This is a genomic window from Campylobacter vulpis, assembly GCF_014217995.1.
GTDB lineage: Bacteria > Campylobacterota > Campylobacteria > Campylobacterales > Campylobacteraceae > Campylobacter_D > Campylobacter_D vulpis.
The window spans coordinates 232,417-256,174 of record NZ_CP041617.1; the positions used below are offsets into that span (position 1 = coordinate 232,417).

The 23,758-nt window shown below is 35.3% G+C and carries 26 protein-coding genes; 16 read left to right on the forward strand and 10 right to left on the reverse strand.

The features are described 5' to 3' along the window. Window positions 1–68: 68 nt before the first annotated feature. Complete coding sequence (locus CVULP_RS01230) at window positions 69–836, forward strand: basic amino acid ABC transporter substrate-binding protein (RefSeq protein ID WP_099507246.1); 768 nt, start codon at window positions 69–71, stop codon at window positions 834–836. Here CVULP_RS01230 and CVULP_RS01235 read toward each other — a convergent pair whose 3' ends face one another. Then, the gene (locus tag CVULP_RS01235; RefSeq protein ID WP_099461228.1) at window positions 837–2,105 is read right to left on the reverse strand and encodes an aminotransferase class V-fold PLP-dependent enzyme; all 1,269 of its coding nucleotides are present in this window, start codon (window positions 2,103–2,105) and stop codon (window positions 837–839) included. A gap of 91 nt (window positions 2,106–2,196) precedes the next feature. Here CVULP_RS01235 and hisH point away from each other — a divergent pair, with 91 nt between their 5' ends. From hisH to hisIE, 6 genes are read left to right on the forward strand one after another with little or no spacing between them, the layout of a single operon-like run. Further along, a complete protein-coding gene (gene hisH, locus CVULP_RS01240) occupies window positions 2,197–2,778 on the forward strand; it encodes an imidazole glycerol phosphate synthase subunit HisH (protein WP_099507245.1) in 582 nt (193 codons plus the stop codon). 8 nt (window positions 2,779–2,786) lie between these two features. Next, window positions 2,787–3,524: a 1-(5-phosphoribosyl)-5-[(5-phosphoribosylamino)methylideneamino]imidazole-4-carboxamide isomerase gene (hisA, locus tag CVULP_RS01245; protein WP_099507244.1), complete on the forward strand. Its 738-nt coding sequence runs from the start codon at window positions 2,787–2,789 to the stop codon at window positions 3,522–3,524. Further along, complete coding sequence (locus CVULP_RS01250; protein ID WP_099507243.1) at window positions 3,509–4,465, forward strand: HTH domain-containing protein; 957 nt, start codon at window positions 3,509–3,511, stop codon at window positions 4,463–4,465. Before hisA ends, CVULP_RS01250 begins: the two co-directional genes overlap by 16 nt. Then, the gene (gene hisF / locus CVULP_RS01255) at window positions 4,466–5,233 is read left to right on the forward strand and encodes an imidazole glycerol phosphate synthase subunit HisF (RefSeq protein ID WP_099461356.1); all 768 of its coding nucleotides are present in this window, start codon (window positions 4,466–4,468) and stop codon (window positions 5,231–5,233) included. It begins immediately after the preceding gene. Next, window positions 5,233–5,547 carry a competence protein TfoX gene (locus CVULP_RS01260; RefSeq protein WP_099507242.1) on the forward strand — a complete coding sequence of 105 codons (315 nt, stop codon included), beginning with the start codon at window positions 5,233–5,235 and terminating at the stop codon, window positions 5,545–5,547. Before hisF ends, CVULP_RS01260 begins: the two co-directional genes overlap by 1 nt. After that, on the forward strand, window positions 5,534–6,157 hold the full coding sequence (gene hisIE / locus CVULP_RS01265; protein WP_099507241.1) for a bifunctional phosphoribosyl-AMP cyclohydrolase/phosphoribosyl-ATP diphosphatase HisIE: 624 nt from the start codon (window positions 5,534–5,536) through the stop codon (window positions 6,155–6,157). Before CVULP_RS01260 ends, hisIE begins: the two co-directional genes overlap by 14 nt. A gap of 4 nt (window positions 6,158–6,161) precedes the next feature. Here hisIE and sodB read toward each other — a convergent pair whose 3' ends face one another. The 7 genes from sodB to bamA form a co-directional block, all read right to left on the reverse strand. After that, window positions 6,162–6,803: a superoxide dismutase [Fe] gene (gene sodB, locus CVULP_RS01270; RefSeq protein WP_099461359.1), complete on the reverse strand. Its 642-nt coding sequence runs from the start codon at window positions 6,801–6,803 to the stop codon at window positions 6,162–6,164. Between the two features lie 72 nt (window positions 6,804–6,875). After that, window positions 6,876–7,793 carry a tRNA dihydrouridine synthase gene (locus tag CVULP_RS01275; RefSeq protein WP_099461294.1) on the reverse strand — a complete coding sequence of 306 codons (918 nt, stop codon included), beginning with the start codon at window positions 7,791–7,793 and terminating at the stop codon, window positions 6,876–6,878. Then, the gene (locus CVULP_RS01280) at window positions 7,790–8,773 is read right to left on the reverse strand and encodes a hypothetical protein (RefSeq protein WP_099461293.1); all 984 of its coding nucleotides are present in this window, start codon (window positions 8,771–8,773) and stop codon (window positions 7,790–7,792) included. The genes CVULP_RS01275 and CVULP_RS01280 overlap by 4 nt, the downstream gene beginning before the upstream one ends. Next, a complete protein-coding gene (gene dksA, locus CVULP_RS01285) occupies window positions 8,770–9,123 on the reverse strand; it encodes an RNA polymerase-binding protein DksA (protein ID WP_099507240.1) in 354 nt (117 codons plus the stop codon). Before dksA ends, CVULP_RS01280 begins: the two co-directional genes overlap by 4 nt. A gap of 8 nt (window positions 9,124–9,131) precedes the next feature. Then, window positions 9,132–9,581 (reverse strand): 23S rRNA (pseudouridine(1915)-N(3))-methyltransferase RlmH, encoded by a 450-nt coding sequence (locus tag CVULP_RS01290; RefSeq protein WP_099461291.1) that lies wholly within the window; start codon window positions 9,579–9,581, stop codon window positions 9,132–9,134. A 1-nt stretch (window position 9,582) separates the two neighbouring features. Beyond that, window positions 9,583–10,425 (reverse strand): acetyl-CoA carboxylase, carboxyltransferase subunit beta, encoded by an 843-nt coding sequence (gene accD / locus CVULP_RS01295; protein ID WP_099461290.1) that lies wholly within the window; start codon window positions 10,423–10,425, stop codon window positions 9,583–9,585. Between the two features lie 9 nt (window positions 10,426–10,434). After that, on the reverse strand, window positions 10,435–12,651 hold the full coding sequence (gene bamA / locus CVULP_RS01300; protein ID WP_099507239.1) for an outer membrane protein assembly factor BamA: 2,217 nt from the start codon (window positions 12,649–12,651) through the stop codon (window positions 10,435–10,437). 83 nt (window positions 12,652–12,734) lie between these two features. Here bamA and CVULP_RS01305 point away from each other — a divergent pair, with 83 nt between their 5' ends. The 9 genes from CVULP_RS01305 to rimP all read left to right on the forward strand — a co-directional run bounded on the left by CVULP_RS01305 (window position 12,735) and on the right by rimP (window position 20,781). Then, window positions 12,735–13,562: a prephenate dehydrogenase gene (locus CVULP_RS01305; protein ID WP_099507238.1), complete on the forward strand. Its 828-nt coding sequence runs from the start codon at window positions 12,735–12,737 to the stop codon at window positions 13,560–13,562. Between the two features lie 64 nt (window positions 13,563–13,626). Continuing rightward, entirely contained in the window at window positions 13,627–14,997 is a 1,371-nt protein-coding gene (pgp6, locus tag CVULP_RS01310; protein ID WP_099507237.1) for a peptidoglycan metallopeptidase Pgp6, read from the forward strand. Then, window positions 14,994–15,878 (forward strand): UDP-3-O-acyl-N-acetylglucosamine deacetylase, encoded by an 885-nt coding sequence (gene lpxC, locus CVULP_RS01315; protein ID WP_099507236.1) that lies wholly within the window; start codon window positions 14,994–14,996, stop codon window positions 15,876–15,878. The genes pgp6 and lpxC overlap by 4 nt, the downstream gene beginning before the upstream one ends. Window positions 15,879–15,913: 35 nt before the next feature. Continuing rightward, window positions 15,914–16,315 (forward strand): glycoprotease, encoded by a 402-nt coding sequence (locus tag CVULP_RS01320; RefSeq protein WP_099507235.1) that lies wholly within the window; start codon window positions 15,914–15,916, stop codon window positions 16,313–16,315. Between the two features lie 8 nt (window positions 16,316–16,323). After that, window positions 16,324–17,202 (forward strand): homoserine kinase, encoded by an 879-nt coding sequence (gene thrB / locus CVULP_RS01325; RefSeq protein WP_099507234.1) that lies wholly within the window; start codon window positions 16,324–16,326, stop codon window positions 17,200–17,202. Continuing rightward, a complete protein-coding gene (locus CVULP_RS01330) occupies window positions 17,196–17,480 on the forward strand; it encodes a DUF448 domain-containing protein (RefSeq protein WP_099461283.1) in 285 nt (94 codons plus the stop codon). The genes thrB and CVULP_RS01330 overlap by 7 nt, the downstream gene beginning before the upstream one ends. Further along, window positions 17,467–20,022 carry a translation initiation factor IF-2 gene (gene infB, locus CVULP_RS01335; protein ID WP_099507233.1) on the forward strand — a complete coding sequence of 852 codons (2,556 nt, stop codon included), beginning with the start codon at window positions 17,467–17,469 and terminating at the stop codon, window positions 20,020–20,022. Before CVULP_RS01330 ends, infB begins: the two co-directional genes overlap by 14 nt. Continuing rightward, window positions 20,019–20,375 carry a 30S ribosome-binding factor RbfA gene (gene rbfA, locus CVULP_RS01340; RefSeq protein WP_099461281.1) on the forward strand — a complete coding sequence of 119 codons (357 nt, stop codon included), beginning with the start codon at window positions 20,019–20,021 and terminating at the stop codon, window positions 20,373–20,375. Before infB ends, rbfA begins: the two co-directional genes overlap by 4 nt. Further along, window positions 20,365–20,781, forward strand: a complete 417-nt coding sequence (rimP, locus tag CVULP_RS01345) for a ribosome maturation factor RimP (RefSeq protein WP_099507232.1) — start codon at window positions 20,365–20,367, stop codon at window positions 20,779–20,781. The genes rbfA and rimP overlap by 11 nt, the downstream gene beginning before the upstream one ends. Here rimP and CVULP_RS01350 read toward each other — a convergent pair whose 3' ends face one another. Both CVULP_RS01350 and CVULP_RS01355 read right to left on the reverse strand, forming a co-directional pair. Beyond that, window positions 20,782–21,972, reverse strand: coding sequence for a multidrug effflux MFS transporter (locus CVULP_RS01350; protein ID WP_099507231.1), 1,191 nt, complete (start codon window positions 21,970–21,972; stop codon window positions 20,782–20,784). It abuts the gene before it with no gap. After that, a complete protein-coding gene (locus tag CVULP_RS01355) occupies window positions 21,972–23,726 on the reverse strand; it encodes a DUF262 domain-containing protein (RefSeq protein WP_099507230.1) in 1,755 nt (584 codons plus the stop codon). Before CVULP_RS01355 ends, CVULP_RS01350 begins: the two co-directional genes overlap by 1 nt. Between the last annotated feature and the right edge of the window lie 32 nt (window positions 23,727–23,758).

Consider the following 23,758-nt stretch of genomic DNA (forward strand, 5'->3'; position numbering starts at 1 on the left):
AGTTTAAATTTCTTATCATACACTTAAAAATATTACAATAATGCTTTTAAATTTTTGAAAGGATTAAGATGAAGAAAATATTTTCTATTTTTTTGGTGGCTTTAACAAGTCTTTTTGTTGTTGCTTGCGGTGATTCTAAAACTCCTACGCCTAGTGCTGATACGAATGTAAGCTTAAGTTTGAAGGTTGGTACAGCACCTAATTATAAACCTTTCGATTATAAAGAAGATGCGAAATTGACAGGTCTTGATATTGATTTAGTTAATGAGATTGCTAAGAGAGAGGGTATAGAGCTTACTTGGGTGGAGATGAGTTTTGATGGGCTAATTCCAGCTTTAAAAACAGGTAAGATTGATATGATAGCCTCTGCGATGAGTGCGACAGAGGAGAGGAGAAAGAGTGTGGATTTTAGCGATGTGTATTACACAACTAAGAATCTTTACATTAAGAAAAAAGATAATGAGGCTTTGAATTCTAAGGAGGATTTAGAGGGTAAGATTATAGGCGTTCAGCTTGGCACTTTGCAAGAGCCAGCGGCTAAGGCGATTAAAGATACTAAAGTGCAAAGTAATGAAAGCTTGAGCGTGATGATTATGGAGCTTAAAGAAGGTAAAATTGATGCAGTGATCGCTGATAAAGATGTTGCTAAGGGCTTTTTGAAAGAAAATGCTGATTTGATAGAATTTTTTGAAGAAGAGGACGGTAGTGAGGGCTTTAGTTTTGCTTTTGATAAAGACAAACAAAAAGAGGCGATTGAGAAATTTAATAAGGGCTTGAAAGATTTAAAAGCAGATGGCACTTATGATAAAATTTTAGCTAAATACGAGCTTAATTAATTAAAAACTAAGCCTTGCAATGCTTTCTTGCAAGGCTTTGAAAAAGCTGTCAATGTCCTCTTTTTCGTGCGTATAATGAAAGCTAACTCGAAGCCAACCCGGTTTAAAATTAAGTTTTTGATTATCTTCTAAGTGAAGCAAATCGTGTCCATATGGTCCCGCACAAGCACAACCAGCCCTCGTTTCGATGTGAAAACGCTTACTTAAATCATAGGCTAAATCAAAAGGCGAAAGATGTTTAATGTTAAAAGAAAAAATGGGAAGTCTATGTGTTAAATTCTTAGCGTAAAGTTCTAAATTTGGGATTTCTTGGCATTTTTTAAAGAAATAATTTTTTAAGATTTTTTCCTTTTTTTCTATGTTTTTAAGCCCTATTTTATCTTTGATTTCAAAGGCTAAGGCTGCACGTATGAGCTGTAAAATTCCGGGTGTTCCAGCTTCTTCTAAATTTTCTTCATTGCAAAGATAATTTTGCGAAGTGCGTGAAACATAACCAACCGTGCCTCCAGCAGCAAAGCTTGGTTTAGAGCCGCATAGAGCTTTTTTGACGACTAAAAGTCCGCACGATCCTACCCCGCCTATGAGTTTGTGGGTGCTGATAAAAAGGGCATCGTAGAATTTACAAGGGATATTTTTATAGGGGATAAAACTAGCAGCGTCAAAGGCAACTAAACCGCCATATTTTCGCACTAGGTCTGCAATTTTTTCATAATCGCTCAAAATCCCCGTTACATTGGAGGCGAGGGAAAAGCTTGCGATAATTTCTCTTTTTTCATTTTGCTTTAAAACCTGCTCTAAAAAGCTAAAATCAATGCCTTCTTGCTTATCTAGCGGCACTCTTACGCATTCACAAAGGGCTTCTCTAAAGGAAAGCTCGTTAGAATGATGCTCATAAGGTCCTACAAGCACGAGCGGGAGGGATTTAGGATCGCTTTGGCTAAAATATTTTTGTTTTAAGACAGGAGGTGCGTAAAGTCCCAAAAGTTCTTGAAATTTCTTAATCGCCCCACTACTACCCGTCCCACAAGCAATTAAGGCGAAATCTTCGCTTAAATTTAAACTTTTTTTAATGCTAGTTCTTGCTTCTTCGTAGAGTTTTTGCATTTTAAAGGCATTAAGGGAGCTTTCTGAATGAGTATTTGCATAAAAAGGTAAAATGGCTCTTATGCGTTTTTCTACACTTTTAAGTGCTAAAGCACTCGCTGCAAAGTCCAAATAAAGCGTATTTTTACGCAAAATGATGTCTTTTTTTAAATCCTCAATTTGCAAATAGTGTCCTTAATGAAATTTTGTTAGAATTATACAAGATTAAAAATAATTTATTTTAAACTATAGAATTTATTTTAAAATGAGGCAATTAATGAAACTTTACATCATTGATACAGCTTGTGCGAATTTGGCGAGTTTGAAATTTAGCCTTGAAAGACTAGGCTTTAAGGCGGAGATTTCAAGGGATTTAAAAGAACTTGAAAAAGCGGATAAGCTCTTTTTGCCCGGTGTTGGCACAGCAGCGACAGCGATGAGAAATTTAAATGAATTTAAGCTTTGCGAATTTATTAAAAATACGCAAAAACCTCTTCTTGGCATTTGTTTGGGATTGCAGATTTTAGGGGAATTGAGTGAAGAATTAGAGCAAAAAACGCTTGGTATTATGCCGTTTAAAACCTTGAAATTTGAGGAAAAAGAGAACTTTTCCCTGCCGCATATGGGGTGGAATGAGGTTGAAAGTGAAAATGAGCTTTTTAAAGACTTAAATGGGGCTTATTTTTACTTCGTGCATAGTTATTGTGTGGGGTTAAATGACTATACTATCGCTACTTGTGAGTATTCTAAGCTTTTTAGTGCGGCTGTGAAAAAGGGGAATTTTTACGGCGTGCAGTTTCACCCTGAGCGAAGTGGTGAGGCAGGAGAGCTTTTGCTAAAAAATTTTATTTTATTGTAGGAGAAGAGATGAAAAGTGAGCTGATACCAGCGATTGATTTGATTGACGGGGAGGTTGTAAGGCTTGTCAAGGGGGAGTATGAAAGTAAGCAAAGCTACGATTTTAAGCCTTTAAAGAAGTTAAAAGAGTATGAGAGAGCGGGGGCAAAATGGCTTCATTTAGTCGATTTAAGTGGGGCGAAAGAGCCTAATAAAAGGCAGTTTGAGTTAATTCAAAGCCTTGCTTTAAATCTTAATGTGAATTTACAAGTGGGCGGGGGCATACGCACTAAAGCTGAAGTGAAGAATTTGCTAGAAAGTGGGGTTAAACGCGTGGTTATCGGCTCTTTAGCTCTTACAAATCCACAGCTTTGTGTAGAAATTTTGCGTGAGTTTGGAGCGGATAAACTCTGCCTAGCCCTTGATGTAAAACCTGTGAAGGAGGATTTTTACCTCGCTTTAAATGCTTGGCAAGATACAAGCAAAAAAAAGCTTTTTGAAGTGCTTGAGCTTTATGCGAAGGAGGGTTTAAGGCACATTTTATGCACGGATATTTCAAAGGACGGCACACTAAGTGGGGTCAATGTAGAACTTTATAAACAAATCGCTCTTAAATTCCCACAAATTCACACGCAAGCTAGTGGAGGTGTGGCAGGACTTGAGGACTTAGAAAAATTAAAGGGGCTTTGCGGTGGTGTCATCGTAGGTAAGGCTTTGCTGGAGGGGATTTTTAGCGTGGAGGAGGGGATAAAATGTCTGGAAAATTAACTTATAAAGAATTAGCAATTGAGATTTTAAAAGAAGCTAAAAAACCCTTAAGTGTCAATGAAATTTGGGAAAAATCTTGTGAGATGGGGTTAGAGAAAAAATTTCCTAATCTAGGCAAAACGCCCATTGCTAGTTTAGCAGCGTATATTTATGTCAATATAAAAACAAAGCGTGAAAACTCCACTTTCATCAAAGCGACGCAAAAACCTACAACTTTTTGGCTAAGAGCAAGACAAAATGAACTTGCGACTTTAAACTTAAGCGAAGAAAAAGAAGTGAGACTTGAAAAAACTAAATTTAATGAAAGGGATTTGCACCCCTTGCTTGTGAAATTTCTTTATGAAAATCTTGATTTTCGCTTAAATTCCAAGACCATTTACCACGAGAAAAGCAAAAAAAGCGAGAGTGGCAAGGATAAGTGGAATTACCCTGATGTTGTGGGGGTGTATTTTCCTTATGGGGAGTATCAAAATGAAACTTTAGGGCTTTTAGAAAGTTTGAAACTCAATAGCTATAAAATCTTTTCTTTTGAGCTTAAAATTAGCATTAATTTTTCAAATTTAAAAGAGTCTTATTTTCAAGCGGTGAGTAATTCTAGCTGGGCAAATGAGGGTTATTTAGTGGTTTTAAAAGAGCTTGATAGTGAGGTTTTAAGTGAGCTTAGACGGCTTAATCAAAGTTTTGGTATAGGTGTAATACAGCTTGATGGCAGCGAAATTTCAAATTCTAAAATCGTTTTAAGTGCAAAAGAAAAAGCTTTAGATATGCAAACTATCGATATGCTTGTAAGTCAAAATAAGGACTTTAAAGAATTTATCGGAGATATTAATAAGCAAATTAAGGTTGGTAATAATATCAAAATTCAATCAAGTTTTGATAAGATTAAAAGCGATGAGGAAATGGCAAAATATCTTAAAGAAAAGCATATTTTGGAGGGATAGATGCTAACAAAACGCATTATTGCTTGTTTAGATGTTAAAGACGGCAGGGTTGTAAAGGGAGTGCAGTTTAAAAATCATAAAGATATGGGAGATATCGTAGAACTTGCGAAATTTTACTCTCAAAATGGCATTGATGAGCTTGTGTTTTATGATATTAGTGCGAGTGCGAGTGGGGAAAGGGTAAGCCGTAAATGGGTGCGTGAGGTGGCTAAAAATATCAATATCCCTTTTTGCGTGGCAGGAGGTATTAAGAGTGAGGCTGACGCGGCAGAACTTTTGGCTAATGGGGCGGATAAAATTTCTATCAATTCCCCCGCCTTAAACGACCCCACTCTCATCACGCGTTTAGCAAAAAACTTTGGAGTGCAGTGCGTTGTCGTGGGTGTGGATAGCTTTAAAGATGAGAGTGGAAATTTAAAGGTGTTTCAATACACAGGCGATGAAAATAAGAGTAAGCATAGCGGTAAAAACACGCTTGAGTGGGTAAAACAGGTGCAAGATTTAGGAGCTGGGGAGGTGGTGCTAAATATGATGAATCAAGACGGCGTTAAAAAGGGCTATGATTTAGAGCAGCTTCGCTTGGTGCGTGAGCTTTGCTTTGTGCCTTTGATTGCTAGTGGGGGTGCTGGAGAGATGAGGCATTTTTTAGAAGCTTTTGGGCTTGGTATTGACGGGGCTTTGGCGGCTTCCGTGTTTCATCAAAGATTGATTGACATTAAAGAATTAAAACTTTTTTTAAAAGCAAATGGCGTAAGTGTGAGGCTTTAATGGCGACAAGTGAGGATTTTAAAAATTTCGTGCTTGAGTGCCTTAAAAATACAAATTTAGGCTTTATTTTTAGTGCAAGGAAAATGTTTGGAAATTATTGCATTTATGTGCATTTAAACGAGAAAAAGCCTTTATTTTTGCTGTGTGATGAAAGATTGTTTATTAAGTGTTATGAGGGGCTTGAAACGCTTTTAGATGAAAAAGATAAACCTTTTGAAAAGGCTAAGGACTGGTATGTTGTCGATTTTGAAAATTTAAGTTTATTAGAAGAAATTTTAGAAAAAGTATTAAGGAGAGAGAATGCAAAAATTTGAGAATTTAATAAAAGAAATTGACTGGCAAAAGGTAGGAGGCTTAGTGCCTGCTGTTGTGCAGGATTTTTGCACGAGTGAGGTTTTAATGCTAGGCTTTATGAATGAGGAAGCCCTGCAAAAAAGCTTAGAGTGCGGTAAAGTCGTTTTTTACTCTCGCACAAAAAAAAGGCTTTGGCAAAAAGGTGAAGAAAGTGGAAATTTCTTAAATATCGTAGATTTAGGGCTTGATTGCGATAAGGACACGCTTTTGATTTTAGTAAATCCTGTCGGTGCGACTTGTCATACAGGCACAATTTCTTGCTTTGATGGGGTTTCTAGGGGGGCGGATTTTGTCTTTCTTTCAAGGCTTTTGCGTTTGATAGAGGCTAGAAAAATGGCTGATGAAAACGATTCTTACACGGCGAGTTTATTTAAAAGTGGCACGAAAAGAATCGCACAAAAGGTCGGCGAAGAGGGCGTGGAAACGGCTTTAGCGGCTGTGGCTGGGGATAAGGAGGAGCTTATTTGCGAGGGGGCGGATTTGCTTTATCATCTTAGCGTTTTGCTAAGTGATAAAAACTTGAGCTTAAATGATCTTATCGCTAAGCTCAAGGAAAGAAATAAGGCTTAAAGCCTTATTTGACAGGGTGAAGCTCATTAGCATAAAAACTAACAGAATTCATACCCTCTTTTAAAGCCCATTCATAAGCCTTAGCAACAAAGCTCCAGTTAATATGAGCGTAAAATTTCTCTAAATACGCAGGTCTAGCATTTCTATGATCAACATAATAAGCGTGCTCCCACACATCGACAACTAAAAGAGGAATTTTATCTTCACAAATCGGTGTAGCAGCGTTTGAAGTGCCTACAAATTCGAGTTTTTGTGTTTTAGCATCTAAAACAAGCCAAAACCAACCCGAGCCAAAAACCCCTGTCGCACCTTTAATAAATTCGTCTTTAAAGCTTTCTAAAGAGCCGAAATTTTTTTCTAAAGCCGCTTTTAAGGTAGGGCATTCACAGGTGCTTTGAGCTGGAGCTATGCAGTCAAAATAAAAATCGTGATTATAAACTTGAGCTGCGTTGTTAAAAATCCCACCGCTTGAGCTTTTGATAATGCTTACTAAATCTTTTCCCGCAAATTCGGTATTTTGGATAAGATTGTTAAGATTATTAACATAAGTTTGGTGGTGTTTGCCGTGATGATAGCTAAAGGTCTCAGCACTTAAAAAATCGCCAAAAGCGTTAGTATCGTAAGGTAATTTTCTTAATTCAAACATTGTTTCTCCTTTTAAGTTTGATGAGAAATTTTAGCAAAGATTCGTTAAAAAAGAGTAAAATACTCTTTTAATTTAGAAAAATTCCTCGATTTTTGTTTGCATCAAATTTACATCATCAATGCGGTTTATCATATCCCTAAAAGCGGAAGAGTCTTTGTGTCCTTTGGAATATTCATGTAAATGCTTACGAAAAATGCTAACCCCCATAGCCTTATAATGCTTTATCATTTCTTCAAAATGCGTTAAAACAATACGCTTTTTAAGTGCTTTATCCACGCTTTTACCCTCTTTAATTTCGTAAAAAATCCAAGGATTTCCCACACTCGCCCTACCTATCATCAAACCTTCACAAGCAGTGATTTTAAGCACTTCTTTAGCATTTTGTGCGTTAATGTCGCCATTAGCAATGACGGGGATTTTCACGCTTTTTTTTGCCTTAGCTATGGAGTTATAATCCGCACTTCCGCTATAAAGTTGCTTTCTCGTTCGTCCGTGTATGCTGATAAAATCCACCCCAAGTTCTTCGCAAATTTTTGCCATTTTTTCTGGGTATTTCTCATTAAAACCTAGCCTAAATTTTACACTTGTAAATTGCTTTTTATTATGCGTTTTAATCACTCCAACAAGTCTTTTAAAAAGTTCTAAATCTTCAAGCAAAGCACTACCTGCACATTGTTTAACGACCTTATTGACAGGACAACCGCAATTAAAATCAATGCCGTCTATAAAATCGAGTTCATTTAAGATTAAGACCGCTTTTTTAAGAATATCCTCATCTCCTCCGGCAATTTGCACGATATAAGGCGTTTCAAAAGACGTTTTTTCAAGCATTTTAAGGCTTTTTTGACTCTCATAAACTAAGGCATTTGAGCTTATCATTTCACTTATGGTAACATCAGCACCAAATTGCTTGACAACACTACGAAAAGGCGGGTCTGTAAAACCTGCCATAGGTGCTAAAAATAAGGGATTTGCTTTAAAATCAATCATACGATAAGGCGATTTAAATCAAATTTAATATTTTTTTCTCTTAAGGCAAGAACGGCTTTAAAATCGCTTAATTCTTCCTTATTTCTAATTTGATTTTCTAATTCTTCAAACATAGAAAATTCAGCTAATAAATACAAATAAGCTTTTAAAGCTTCGTTTTTAGCGTTTTTAATTTTTAAGAAAATATTAATAATAGCATCTGGATTAAAGCATTTGACACACATTTTCGCAAGGGTTAGATACTCATTTTCATTTAAATTCGCTCTTTCAACTAAGACTTCAAATTCGGCTAAAGTAAGCTCTAGGCTGCCATCTTTAAAACGCTTGATAAGGCTTAAAATTTGCTCATTTGTTTTGCTTATTTTAAGATTTTTAATTTGCTCATAAGTGCCTTTTTGAAGCACCATTTCAAAAGCTAATTTTTCAAATTCTGTGCTAATTTCACTTAAATTTTTAAGTTTAGAATAAGCATAATCTAAATCATTTTTAATGTGATTTTTTTCATTTTGCAAAACAATAGGATTATTTTTATCAAGTTTGAATTTGTTAAGATTTTGAAATTTTCCCCCTTTAATAGCTTCGAGTAAATCTAAAAGGTCGTTAATAGCGTGAAAATCAGCATTTTTCGTGCCATTTTTTAAGCTTTTACAAAGCTCACTAACTTGCTTAAATTCTTTAGTATAAAAAGAAATTTTACTTTCTTTTTCTAAAAGCAAATCCTTAGTAAAGTCCTCAAATTTTGCCGCATCTTTAAAGAAATGTTTAAATTTTAAATATCTTAAAAAGGCATAAAAACTTATATGAAACAAGGCTAGGATAAAATAAAGCACCAAAGGTGCAATAAGCCAAAGCATAATGGGTAAATTTAAAGCAAAAGTTCCCAAAACAAGCTCATAATAACCCAAATTAAGATAAAACATAAAAGCCACAATTAAAGCGATATAAATCAAACTTGCTAAGATAAAAAGTCGAATTTTCATTGCATTCCTTTTTCTACGATTTCCCTACAAACAATGCAGTATCTCGCGTGAGGTTTTACTTTAAGGCGTTCAATGTCAATAAGCTCATCGCAAGATTCGCAAATGCCGTAATTTTTGTGTTGAATTTTTTTAAGCGATTCTTCTATCTCTTTTAATTCTTGCTTCAAATTCGCACTAATGGCAAAGTCGATTTGGGAATTAATCTCTATGGTTGAAAAATCGACACTATCGCTGGGTGCTGAATTATGTAAGGCTTCAATTTCTTTTGAATTACTTTGTATGTTTTCTAAGATGATCTTTTTACGCTCTCGTAAGAAATTTTCAAAAAATTTCAAATCGCTTGTTTTCATTAAAACTCCTATTTATGATATGGGTGATTGTGATTAATGCAAAAGGCTCTATAAAGCTGCTCTAGCAATAAAATCTTTACAAAATGATGGGCTAAGGTTAAGCGACTAAGAGCAAGATTAAAATCAAATTTATCAAGCATTTGTGCTCTAAACCCATAAGCACCGCCGATGAAAAAACTCATTTCGCTTTTATTTGCTAGCAATTTTGCGAATTCAAGGCTATTTAGCTGTTCTCCTCTTTCATCTAAAAGCACACAAAAACCTCTTCTTTTGGGTAAAAATGCTTCTTCATAGCTTTTTTGTGCGTTTTGCGTTCCTTGAATTTGGGCTTTGGCTATTTTTTTATCAAAAAGATTATGCTCTTTTAAGACAGCATATTTAGAGATAAGCTTGGTATATTTTTCATTTAAAAATGCCAATTCTTCACTTTTTTGCAGGTAGAAAATATTAAGTTGCAAATTATTTTCCGCCAAAAAATTTCAAAGCATCGCTGATAAATTGTTTTTGAGACGCTCTTTCGATGATATTATCAATAAGTCCGTGCTCAAGTAAAAATTCCGCCCTTTGAAAGCCTTCGGGTAGGTCTGCTCCTATGGTTTGCTTAATTACTCTTGCACCTGCAAAGCCAACAAGCGCACCGGGTTCAGCAATGATTAAGTCCCCAAGCCAAGCAAAAGAGGCTGAAACTCCCCCCATAGTAGGATCTGTTAAAATGCTAATATAAGGCAATTTTTCTTTGCTAAGAAGTTTTAAAGCGGCACTTGTTTTGCTCATTTGCATTAAAGAATAGGTGCTTTCTTGCATTCTAGCACCTCCACTTGCACTAACAATTACTAAAGAACTTTTTGTGCTAATGGCTCTTTGCACGGCACGGACGATTTTTTCACCCTCCACAGAACCTAAACTCCCCCCCATAAAAGCAAAATCAAAAACAACAAGTTGAGTCTTCAAACCATTAATTGTGCATTCTCCGCTGATAACAGAGCTTTTACGCCCTGTTTTACTCTCTCCCTCGCTTAAACGCTTTTTGTAAGACTTGCTATCGACAAATTTTAAAGGATCGATTGCTTCCAAATTTTTATCAAATTCCACAAAACTTCCCGCGTCGCTTAAAAGCTCTATGCGTTTGCTCGCAGAAATTCTCATATGATAAGAGCATTTAGGGCAAACATCAAAGCAACTTTCTATCTCTTTATAATACATCAAAGCGTGGCAAGAAGGACATTTTACCCAGTGATTAGGTGCTTCGTGAGGGCTTGATTGTTTTTTTCTAATTTTGGAAAATATATCGGTAAAATTCATTTTTAGCCTTTAAAATCTTGTTCCGAGATTAAACTCAAAAGAGCTAGTTTCATCGCCAGGTTTATCATTAAGTGCCTTAGCGAAGACAACTTGTAAAGGACCTATAGGCGTAATCCACTCTATACCAACGCCCGTGCTCATTCTTTGCATATCATCAATTTGCGTTTTACCTATGGCACCATAATCGAAAAATACGCTTCCGCGTAATTTAATCCTATCAATGAGTGGAAAACTAAGCTCAAAAGAATTTGCAAAGGCTATCGTTCCGCCTATCTCATCGCCCCACTGGTTTCTAGGACTTACTGTGCGACTTTCAAAACCACGCAAAGAACGCATACCACCCAAATAAACACGCTGATTAATCGGCAAATAGCCCTGATCCCAAACCTTATAAAAACTTGCCTTATAACGATAAATTAAATCATAGCCTATAAAATCTTCCAAACCTTGATAAAAATTAAAATTCGATTTAGAATATAAAAATTGCTGGTCTCCACCAATGCCAGCAAATTCAAGACTTGAAGAAGCTATAATCCCTGAGCGTGGGAGATAATAATCGTCCGTATTGTTAAAGCTTATCGCGGGAGTAATGGAGCTTTTAATCGTCTCGCCTAAATTATAACCCGTTCTTATAAGTGTTGGACTTAAATGATAAATATCGCTCTGTTCTAAATTATAAGTTAAGCTTGCATTAAAATAACGCCAAAATTGCCTACCAAGCGTGATATCAAAGCCGTAATTTTGCTCTGAGTATTCGTCCCACTCATAGTCATTTGAGTAAAGTGAACCGCCGAGACTATACTCACTATCAGCTATTCTTGGATTAGTTATATTAATTCTACCTGAAAGGGTTTCATCACTTTTATCAATACTAACTGAACTTTTAATCCCTGAACCAAAGATATTGCTATCCGAAAGGGAAGCATTAAGGAGCATACCATCACTTGAGCTATATCCTATACCACCAGAAATAGCACCTGTGGCAGCCTCTTTCACCTCTACAACTAAATCTATATGTGTTGCATCAACTCTTTCTTCCTTAATTTCAACTTTTTCAAAATAAGAAGTTCTTCTTAATGCGTTGATTGATTCTTGAAGGTCAGTTCTATGATAAAGATTGCCTTCTGTAAGAAAAAGCTCCCTACGCACAACCCTATCAACCGTGCGTGAATTTCCGGAAATAATAACATTTCTTATATAAACTTTTTCATTTGGCACAACTTGAAATACAATGCTCACTTCGTGTGTTTGGTTATTTTTTTGGATATCAGGAAAAACTTGGGCAAAAGCATATCCTAAATCTGCACTTTTGGTTTCTATGGTTTTAAGGTCTTTTCTCACATCTTCTATGTTAATTATATCTTTAACTTGTGATTCAAGCTCTTCTAAAATTTCTTGATTTTCTTCATCACTAAAAAGAGGATTTTTGATTTGTATATCGATGATTTTATAAGGCTCACCCTCTTTGATAAAATAAGTCAAATCTGCCTTATAAGTGTCGGTATATGTTTTAAGAAAAGGTGAAGAAACTTGCACATCTAAATAGCCTTCTTTCATATATTCATCACTAATTCTAGCACTATCGTTAGCAAGTTCAAAAATCTTGAGTTTGCCATCATTTCTACCCCACATCCAACCCATAAATTCGCGTTCTTTATTAGTAACAGCAGGTTCAATATCGCCATAAGATAGCTCTTTACTTCCGCTAAGATGAACTTTATCTATGATGATATTTTCACCACGATTGACGATAAATTCTAGCTCTAGGCTTTCTGTATTTTCAAGTTTTTTTTGCTTGACTTCAACCACAGTATCAAAATAGCTCTTTGCTTCATAATAGCCCTTAATTCTCTCTTTTGCCTCTTTTAAAGAAGTCTCATCAAGCAAAGTTCCTCTTTTAAGCCCTAAAAGACTTTCTAAATGTTTTCTATCATTTGAAGCTATACCCGTGATGGTGATTTTAGCGACACTTGGTTTTTCCTTAAATTTGAAAGTTAAAATTCCATTATTTTCTTCAACGACAATGTTTTGAAAATAATTTTGTTTATAAAGATTTAAAATAGCTGTGTTAATTTTCGCTTCGTTAAGTTCTTCGCCTTTTTTAAGTCCTGTAAGACTTAATGCCGTTTCATTAGAGAGATGATATAAGCCACTAAATTGAATATCTTTTATATTTGCTGCACTCAAAAAGGGTGCTAAGGCACAAATACTGATGAATTTTTTCATATTACTTTACCTATTTTGTGATTAAAAATTGTGTATAATAGCAAAGAAAATTTAACAATCTTTAAAGTAGCTAGGGGAAGTAGATGAAAGTGGCAATTATAGGGCTTGGATTAATGGGAGGTTCTTTAGGACTTTGCCTAAGAGAAAATAAGCTTATTAGTAGTGTTTATGGGCTAGATTTAGATACGCAAAATGCCAAAGATGCTTTGGAGCTTGGGTTGATTCACGAATTAATTTGCTACGATAAGCTTTCAAATTGTGATATTATCTTCATCGCTACGCCTGTTAATGCCATTGTTGAAATTTTGCAAAATTTAAAAAAAATGCCAAAAACAACGACTATTATAGAACTTGGTAGCACAAAAAGAAAGATAGTAGAAAGCTTACCCTCCAGCTTAGTCAAGCAAACCATTTTCGCACATCCTATGGCTGGAACAGAAAATAGCGGACCAAAAGCCGCCTTTAAAGAGCTTTATAAGGACGCTGTTTGTGTGCTTTGCGATAGTGAAGTGGCTGATGATTTACACCAAAAAAGAGCGGTGGAAATTTTTTCTCATCTTGGTATGCGTATTGTATTTATGGATAGCACTTCACACGATCATCACACAGCAATTATTTCACATTTGCCTCACGCCATTAGCTTTTCTTTGGCAAATTATGTTATGCGTGAAGAAGATAGGAGAAATATCGCCTATCTTGGCGGACCATCTTTTAAAGGAATGTGCCGTATTGCTAAATCCTCGCCTCTAATGTGGGGAGGAATTTTTACGCAAAATAAAGAAAATATCCTAGCCTCCATAGAACATTTTCAAGAAGAATTAGAAAATTGTAAAAAAATGCTAAAAAATTGCGATGAAAATGAGCTTAAAAAATGGATGGAAAAGGCAAATCATTTAAGAGAAATTTTATAATTTACTTTATATTAATGCAAAAATACTATAAATTCCTTACTTACTTTAACACTTAGGAAAAATGATGGCAAGAAAAAAAACGAAGAATTTATTGTGGTTTTTGATTGTTATTTTATTGTTTTTAGGCAGTTTTTTTGTTTTAAATTTAAGTATCTTTGAAAAAAATGCTCCACAAATTCTTGTTGAAAATACGCTTTATACCAATCTTAAATCCCCGCTTTTAGTCAAAGTAAAAGATGAAGAAAGTGCAGTAAAGTCTATTAAAATCGTTCTCAAAAAAGATAATAATGACACAGGAATTATCCTTGCGGATAGTAAAATTAAACAAGATAAAGAAGTCTCCTTGCAAATTAATCTTCCTAAACAAGCCTATAAGGAAAAAACAGATTCTTACATCTTAGAAATTTGGGCTAAAGATACAAGTTTTTGGAATTTTAATGGAAATGAGGCTCATAAACAAGTTGTAATTAAGATCGATAATGAAGCTCCTAAATTAAATATCATTAGCAATTCTTATCATATAGAACAAGGAGGGGCAGCAAGTGTCGTTTTTAAGGCTGAGGATACGAATTTAAAAGAACTTTTTATAGAAACAAATAAGGGTCGAATTTTTAAGGTTACGCCTTATCTTAAGAAGGATTATTACGCCGCTTTAATCGCTTGGGACGCGAGAGATGAAGAATTTAGAGCCTATGTTATCGCAAAAGATGCGGCAGGAAATATTGCAAAAGAACGCATAAGATATTATCTTTTAAACCGAAAATACCGCGTTTCTAACATTAACTTAAGCGATAAATTCTTAGACGGAAAAATAGAAAGTTTAGCCTCCATATACGCTCCTAAAAATAATACTTTCACGCGTTTTGAAAAATTTAAATTCGTTAATGAAACCTTAAGACTCTCAAATGAAGAACTTATTCATAAAATCACTTCTGCCGTGCCTGAAGAAAGCTTTGGAGAATTTAATATCAATTTATTTTTACCTTTAAAAAATGCTGCTAAGGTTGCTGATTTTGCCGATCATAGATATTATTCTTATAATGGGCAATTTGTGAGCGATTCTTATCATATGGGACTTGATTTAGCTAGCACGAGCGAAGCACCTATTATTAGCAATAATGTTGGCAAGGTTGTTTTTGCAGAAGAAAATGGAATTTATGGACTTAATCTCATACTTTATCACGGCTTTGGAATTTACACTCTTTATGGACATTGCTCTTCATCTAATGTCGAGCTTAATGAAAATGTAGCGAAAAATAGTATCATTGCCAAAACGGGTGTAAGTGGCTTGGCTTTGGGCGATCATTTGCATTTTGGAGTTTTGGTGCAAGGAGTTGAAACAAGACCCGAGCAGTGGCAAGATAAAAAATGGCTAGAAAATAATATCTATAAAGTTTTTAATGACGCTAAAAAAGTGATAGTGGAGACAAGATGAAACAATTAACTTTAGCAAAAGTCGTAAGTGGCACAGGCATAGGACTTCATAAGGGTGAGCCTATTGAAATTATTTTAGAGCCTTTGGAGGCAAATTCTGGTATAGTATTTTTTAGGAGCGACCTTAATATAAGTTATGAAGCAAAACCACAAAATGTGATTAATACAAAGCTCGCAACCGTCATAGGCGATGAAAGGGCTTATATATCGACTATTGAGCATTTGATGAGTGCGATTAATGCTTATGGGATTGATAATGTTCGTATCGTGCTAAATTCTAATGAGGCACCCGTAATGGACGGCTCTAGCATTAGCTTTTGTATGATGCTTGATGAAGCGGGAGTAAGAGAGCTTGAAATGCCTAAAAAAATTATGGTGATTAAAAAAGTTATTGAGGTGCGAGATGGAGATAAATTTGTGCGTCTTAGCCCCACAAAAGAGCCTAAAATCAACTATACCATTAAATTTGATAATGCCTTAATCGGCAAACAAAGCTATTGTTTTGAATTTAGCAAAAAAAATTATATAGAAAATATCGCCAGAGCTAGGACTTTTGGTTTTTTAAAAGATGTGCAAGTCTTAAGAGCTATGAATTTAGGGCTTGGAGGCAGTCTTGAAAATACCATAGTTGTCGATGAAAACCGCATTTTAAACCCTGAAGGTTTGCGTTTTAAAGATGAATTTGTCCGTCATAAAATTTTAGACGCTATTGGGGATTTAACCTTGCTTGGATACCGAATTTATGGAGATTATACTTCTTATGCTGGAAGTCATCATTTAAATCATTTGCTCACAAAGGAGCTTTTAAAAGATAAGCAAAGTTATGAAATTGTTACTCTTGAGAACTCTTTTGAAAAAGCTTACGAAAAGGTTTTTGCATAAAAACGCTCTTATTAAACGCCATTTCTAAGCCTATAATGCTTGGAATTTATGAAAATGACACGCTTATAAGGGAGTATCAAAGCGATTTAAAGGCGAGCGAATTTATCCCAGAAATTTTGCAAAATTTGCTTAAAGAATTTGAATTTAAAAGGCTTGTTTATGCAAATGGTCCGGGCTCTTATATGGGGATAAAAATTTCTTATATAAGCCTTAAAACCTTAAGTATTGTGAAAGAAATTCCCCTTTTTGCTTTGAGTGCATTTGAATTAAATCACTTCAAACCCATAAGGGCAAATAAGCATTTTTGTTTTGTTTATGAAAGAGGCGAAATTGTTTTAAAACAGGCGGCGGAGGGAGAATTTTTCTTACCTTCAAATTTAAAAGAAGTATGTTTAAAAGAGGACAATCTCCCTTTTTATTTTTTAGATGTGATTTAGGATAGTTTTTGAAGATTTTAGTCCCCGCTACGAGTGCGAATTTGGGTCCCGGTTTTGACTGCTTAGGCTTGAGTCTTAAATTCTTTAATGAAGTTATAATTGAAAAAGCACCTTTTACTAGCATTAGCATTAATGGCGAGGGTAGTGAAAATATCTTTTTGAAAAAAAACAATGCCTTTGTGCGAATTTTTAATGAAATTTATGAAAATTTAAGCGGTAAAAAAGAGAATTTTCGCTTTATTTTTCAAAATAATATCCCCCTTTCAAGAGGGCTTGGAAGCTCTTCATCTGTGATTGTGGGGGCGATTGCGGCAGGTTTTTATATGAGTGGTTTTAAGGCGGAAAAAGAACGCATTTTAAATGAGGCTTTAAAATATGAAAATCACCCTGATAATATCGCTCCCGCTACACTTGGAGGTTTTGTTTGCTCTATGGTGGAAAATGGTAAGGTTTTTAGTATCAAAAAAGAGCTTGATGAAGCCTTAAGAGCGGTTATAGTTATACCAAATATAGCGATGAATACGGAGCAAAGTAGAGGAGCATTAGCTCTTAATGTAAGCTTAAAAGATTGCATTTTTAATCTTTCTCATTCTTCTTTTTTAACAGCTTGTTTTTTGGAGAAAAAATACGAGCTTTTACGCCTAGCAAGTCAAGATAAACTCCACGAATTTAAGCGTATGAAAGCCCTGCCCGAGCTTTTTGAAGTGCAAAAATTTGCCCTTGAAAATAAGGCTTTAATGAGCACACTTTCAGGTTCAGGCTCAAGCTTTTTCTCTCTTGCCTTTAAAGATGAAGCAAAGTATTTAAGCATAAAAATGGCACAAAAATTTCCTGCCTTTCGTGTAGAGTGCGTAGAATTTGATAATGAAGGCTTTAAAATTTGCTAAATAACACAAAAAAAAGTATAATTACGCCCAAACACACACCTATTAGAATGTGTGTGTTATGCAAAAATCGTTTTAAACAAAATATCTTATACCGCTTTAGAGTTGAAAATAATGAACTTTGTGCTGATTTAAAGTGCGGTCGTAGCGTATATTTGTGTAAAGCGTGTATCTTAAAGGACAATCATAAATGGCAAAAAGCACTTTCTAGGGCTTGTAAAAACACAATCAAAACATCACAGCAGGATTTAAAGGAGAGAATTTTTAATGGCAAAGGTTAGAATACACGAAATTGCAAAAGAACTAGGCTATGATAGTAAAGACATTATCCAAAAGGCTAACGAATTGGGACTTGACATTAAAACCGCTTCAAATGCCGTAGAACCAGAGATAGCGGCTGGAATTTATGAGTATATCCAAACTAAAACAATTCCTGCCATTTTCAAAAAAGAAGAGAAAAAAACAAGTAAAAATTTAAAAAAAGAAGAAAAGCCAAAGGCGATTAAAGCTAAAAAAGAAATAAAAAAGGAAGAATCTAAAGAGGAAGTTAAAGAGAAGGTTACGCCCCCAAAAGAAAAAGTTGAAGAGGAAATCAAGGAAGAAAAAAGCGAATCTCAAAGTTTAGCTGGTGCGACTTTAGCTAAAAGACGGGGACTTGTCATCGTTAAAAAGAAAAAAGATGAGCAAGAATTTAAAAAAGAGGAGCAAAAGCCTAGCACTCCAGCCGCAGAGCGTCCTAGCTTATCGATGATTTTTTCCAATGCTGATGAAAATTTAAAGAAAAAGAAAAAGGAAAAAAAAGCCTTTGTTGCTACAAAAAAGGAAAGCGTTGAAAAAATGGACTTTTTGGAGAGTCAAGATTTTGGCGATATTTCTTTAGACGATGAAGATGAGGTCGTTTTGCCTGATTTTAGCGTAAGAGAAAAGGAAGTTGTTCAAAACACACCTAAAAAACCGCCAAATTTTTTGCGTCAAAATAATTCTATTAATTTTGGCGAAGTTGGCATACAAAGAAGAAGCCGCAAAAAGCCACCTAAAAGAGTGGAGAAAAAAGAAAGTGAAGCCATTACTAGCTTAGAAATTCCTAAAGAAATTCGCGTGTATGAATTTGCAGATAAACTTGGTAAAAATACAAGCGAAATTATTTCTAAGCTTTTTATGCTTGGTATGATGACAACGAAAAACGACTTTTTGGACGAGACGGCGATTGAAATTTTAGCAGAGGAATTTGGCATTGAAATTAAGATTATCGATGAGGTAAGTGAATTTGACTATGTGAAAGACTATGATATGGGGGGTGAAGAAAGTTTAGAGTCTAGAGCACCTGTAATTACCATTATGGGACACGTCGATCACGGTAAAACTTCACTTTTGGATTATATAAGAAATTCGCGTGTGGTAAGTGGCGAGGCAGGGGGCATTACCCAGCATGTGGGTGCTTATATGGTGGAAAAAAATGGACGCAAAATCACCTTTATCGATACTCCAGGACACGAGGCTTTTACGGCAATGCGTGCAAGAGGAGCGAGCATTACGGACATTGTCATCATAGTCGTAGCGGCTGATGATGGAGTTAAGCCTCAAACGAAAGAAGCGATTAATCACGCTAAAGCAGCCAATGTGCCTATGATTATAGCGATTAACAAAATGGATAAAGAAAACGCTAATCCTGATATGGTTAAAACCCAACTTGCCGAAATGGAAATTATGCCTGTGGAATGGGGCGGGAATTATGAATTTGTAGGCGTTTCAGCTAAAGCGGGGACGGGGATAGAGGATTTGCTAGAAATTGTGCTTTTACAAGCGGATATTTTGGAACTTAAGGCAAATTCTAAAACTTTAGCTAAGGCTAGTGTAATAGAAAGCTCCGTGCAAAAGGGGCGTGGGGCTGTGGCGACTATTATCGTGCAAAATGGAACGCTAAGGGTTGGAAGCACCGTAGTTGCTGGTGTGGCTTATGGTAAAATAAAAGCTATGAGTGATGATACAGGTAAGGCTTTAAAGGAAATTAAGCCCGGGGAATGCGGAGTTATCGTAGGGCTTAGTGAGGTGGCTGATGCAGGTGAAATTCTTATCGCCGTTAAAAGTGATAAAGAAGCAAGAGAGTATGCTGCGAAGCGTTATGAGTATAATAGACAAAAAGAACTTAGCAAATCCACTAAAGTTAGCATTGACGAGCTAGGAGCTAAGATTAAAGAGGGGAATTTAAAGGCTTTAAGTGTGATTTTAAAAGCCGATGTGCAAGGCTCACTTGAGGCTTTAAGGGCGAGTTTGGAAAAGCTTAGAAATGATGAAATTAAGGTTAATATTATCCATAGTGGTGTGGGTGGTATCACGCAAAGCGATATAGAGTTAGCTAGTGCGAGTGAAGATTCTATCGTGCTTGGTTTTAATATACGCCCGACAGGTGAGATTAAAGAAAGAGCTAAAGATAAGGGCGTGGAAATTAAAACCTACAATGTTATTTATAATTTGCTTGACGATGTCAAAGCCTTGCTTGGCGGTATGATGAGTCCTATTATTTCTGAAGAGCAACTTGGACAAGCGGAGATTAGACAGGTCATTTCTGTGCCAAAAATTGGGCAAATTGCAGGTTGTATGGTAAGCGAGGGGGTTATTAACCGCGGGGCTAAAATTCGTCTCATTCGTGATGGCGTAGTCGTTTTTGAGGGCAATGTAAGCTCTCTTAAACGCTTTAAAGATGATGTAAAAGAGGTAGCTAAAGGCTATGAATGCGGCGTTGGGATAGAAGGCTGTGATGATATGCGTGTGGGCGATTATATAGAAAGTTATAAAGAAGTTGAGCAAAGAGTGAGTTTATGAGTGAAATTAAGAAACTTCGCACCGAAAGCATTTTAAAAGAGCTTATCCCTGAAGCTCTAGCACATTTAGATGATGAAAATTTGAAAAATCTTTGCGTGGTTGATGTGGAGTGTCGCAAGGGGCGTTATGATGCTTTTGTATATTTGGATAAGATGTTTTTTAATATTCACGAACAAGAAAAGATTTTAAATACCCTGAAAAAAGCCTCTAGGGCTTTGCAAAATTATTGTATGAGTGAGCAAGGCTGGTATCGATGTCCTAATTTTCACTTTAAATTTGATGATAGATTAGAGTATCAAAATCATATAGACGCACTTTTTGAAAAGATAAAAAGGAAAAATGATGAATCTTAAGGCTTTATGCGAGGAAGCTGGAGTTAAGCTTTATGATAGTGAGTTGGTGAGTGAAAATGGTAAGAAAATTTACCGCATTTATATTATGAAAGAGGGTGGGGTAAATTTGGACGATTGTGCTAGGCTTAGCGAAATTCTTTCTCCAATTTTTGATGTGGAGCCGCCTGTAAATGGGGAGTATTTTTTGGAAGTGTCTTCTGCGGGACTTGAAAGAAAATTAAGCACTTTAGAGCATTTTGAAAAAAGTGTGGGTGAAATGCTTAAAATCACTACAAACGAAAAAGAGAAAATTCAAGGAAAACTCGTAAAAGTCGAGAGAGAAAATATCTTTTTGCAAGATGAAAAAGCTGAAATTTGTATTAATTTTCATCAAATTAAAAAAGCAAAAACCTTTATAGAGTGGTGATTAGTTCTTCATCGCAAAATAAAGTCCATTTGCAAGCACAACACAAATAAGCATAATTAAGGCTAAAATGACAGGGGTATTTGCACCCACCGCACTCACGATGAAGGCTATGACTCCTGCTAGGGCAAATTGACTAGTGCCAAGCACCGCAGAAGCTGTGCCGCTGTGGTCTTTAAAACGTGCCATTGCTAAAGTTGTGGTATTAGGAGCGATAAAGCCAAGCAGGGCTATGCTGGTAAAAATACTCAATTCAAAAAGCCAGAAATTTGGCTCAATCAACGCATTTAAAAATAAAATAAGTGTAGAAACAAGCATTAAGATAAGAGCATAAAATAGAATTTTTTCACTAGGGATTTTTTGAACCATTTTTGCGTTAATATTCGCAAAGATGATAAAACCTAAAGCATTAATTCCAAAAAGCAAACCAAAATCCCTCTCGTCTAAGCCAAAAAAATTAATAAACACAAAACTAGACCCAGTAATATAAGCAAACATCGCCGCTAAAACCAAAGAAGCACAAGAAACATAAAGAACAAAAGGCTTATCCTTGAACACAAACTGATAGCTTTTTAGCGTTTCTTTATGGGAAAATTTTTGTTTTTTAAGATGAGGGGCGGATTCTTTAAGAGCAAACAAAATGAGCAAAAAAAGCAAAATTCCAAGTCCAAAAAGAGTGGCAAAAATGCTATGCCAAGAAAAATATTCGATTAAAAAGCCTCCAAACGAAGGAGAAAGCATAGGTGCAAGCGCACTAAAAACCATCATTAGAGCAAAAATACTCGCCGCTTCTTTAAGCTCAAACAAATCATTAACAATAGCTCTAGCAATGACGACCCCAGCACATCCGCCCAAAGCCTCAAAGAAACGCAAAATGATAAAAATATAAATATTATCAATAATCACGCAAAAAAGACTAGAAAGCATAAAGATAAATATGCCCACAAGTGCAGGAATTTTACGCCCAAAAACATCGCTTAAAGGTCCATAAATAAGCTGCCCTAAAGCAAAGGCTATAAAAAAACTCGCAAGAGAAAGTTGGGTTAAAAATTCACTTGTTTCAAAACTTTGTTTAACCTGTGAAAGAGCGGGGAGATACATATCCGTAGAAAGTGGGGCTATGCTTGACATTAAGGCTAAAATGAAAATCAGTCTAAATTTTGCAAAACCCTTAATTTTAGTGTGCTTTTGCATTAAAATATCCTGCTGAAAAATTCGCCAAATCCGCCATAAATTTGCCTGTTTCTTTCCTCAATGTCCTTAAAATCCCAGTTCTTTTTAGAGCTTTTGGAAAGGGCTTTTACTTCGGCACAAAATGAAGTGGCATAATGCTCTTTTTTCTTAGCAAAAAATTCATTTGAAGCGCTAATGTTAAGCTTTTTTTCTATAAGAATTTTATTGCCTATTTGTTCAATTAAGCCTTTAACTTCATCTTCTTCAAGCTTGTAGTAATTATCCTGCCATTTTTTAGGGAGTATATGCTCTATCTCTAAAAGATTAAAACTGAAATTTTTATTTGCACTATTCCACCAAAAAATTTGCTTTTCATCATAAATTAAGGCATAAAAAGCAAGGACATAACGCATATTTTTAGGGATAGTTTTTTGAGAAAAATCGATGAAATTTTCCAAACTCGGCATTTTTAAAGTGGGTAAATTTAAAGATTTTTCAAAAATTTTCTCTCTTTTTTTGTTTTTTAAATTGATATTAGCCTTCATAAAGCCCCAAAAAAGCCCAGCTCCACCGCCCTTACCCCAAAATAAACCAAGCGCACAATAAGACGCAATTTGTGGCAAAATGGTATCTAAAAGCTCTTTTAAGCTCTCTTTATTTTTATATGCTTCGTAAAAACACATCGAAACGACCATACGCCATAATTTATTAGGAAATAGATTTAAAATCGCAAAATATTTTTTACCCTGCTCGTCTAAAAAATCATAAGGATTCGCCCAAAAATCGCCCAGTTTTTTGATAAATTCAAAGCTTTCTTTTTGCGTGAGTAAGTCCTCATTTGCTGCGAAATTGACATTTTTCTTTTTAGAATTTAATTTATCTTTTTTAGTCCAAAAATCAAGCACAGCAGGGATAACCGTGTCTAATTCCTCGTGTAAAGCTCTAATAATATGCTCATATTGCTCAAATAAAAAGCCTACATCTTCTTTTTTAAGATAATTTGAATCTTGAAGTAAGCTTTCTAAATTCTGCCATTCTTTTGCAAAAATGGGCTTTTCATCTTCTTTTTTATTTGCGTAAATAATGCCCTTTAAGATATCAGCCGTGCTAAGCGAAATGCCTCTATTATTAAGAGTATTAAAAATCCTTAAAGCCTTGTCCCTTTCGCTACATTCTATGGGTAAAATCACGCAATCATCAAGCAAACATTCACAAAAGCCAAGCCACTCCACAGGCTCATTAAGTGCCAAATCATCAATTTTTCTTTTAAAATAAAGATAATTTTTTTCATATGAAGAAAGCTTTTTGTCTTTTTCGTCTATTTTTATATCCTCTTTAAAAAGACTTTCTAATTTTTCACTATCTTTATCTGTGGCGACCTCACTTTTTAAATGCGTTTTTTCGTAAAAAATTTCTCCGGTTCTACGATGTGTATCCCATAAGCAATCTGCTAAGCTATCTTTTAGTTTATCGACATTTTCTTTTTTTTGTCCTTTTGCCTTTTCATAAAGGGCACGAATGAGTAATAAAAGCGTGGTGGTGCGTTGCTGTCCGTCTATGATATTTTGAACCTTATTTTCTGCATAAATGACCATAGAGCCTAAAAAATACTCATCATCGTCTGTTTTATTTTTATAAAAATGATAAATATCGTCCCAAAGCTGCCCACATTCATCTTCTCCCCAGACATAATTTCTTTGATACATAGGGATAAGAAAGTGATTTTTAGAAAGATAATCCGCGATAGTATTTGCCTCCGCTCTTAATTCTGCCATTTTAGTCTCCTGTAATTTGCATTATAAATTTT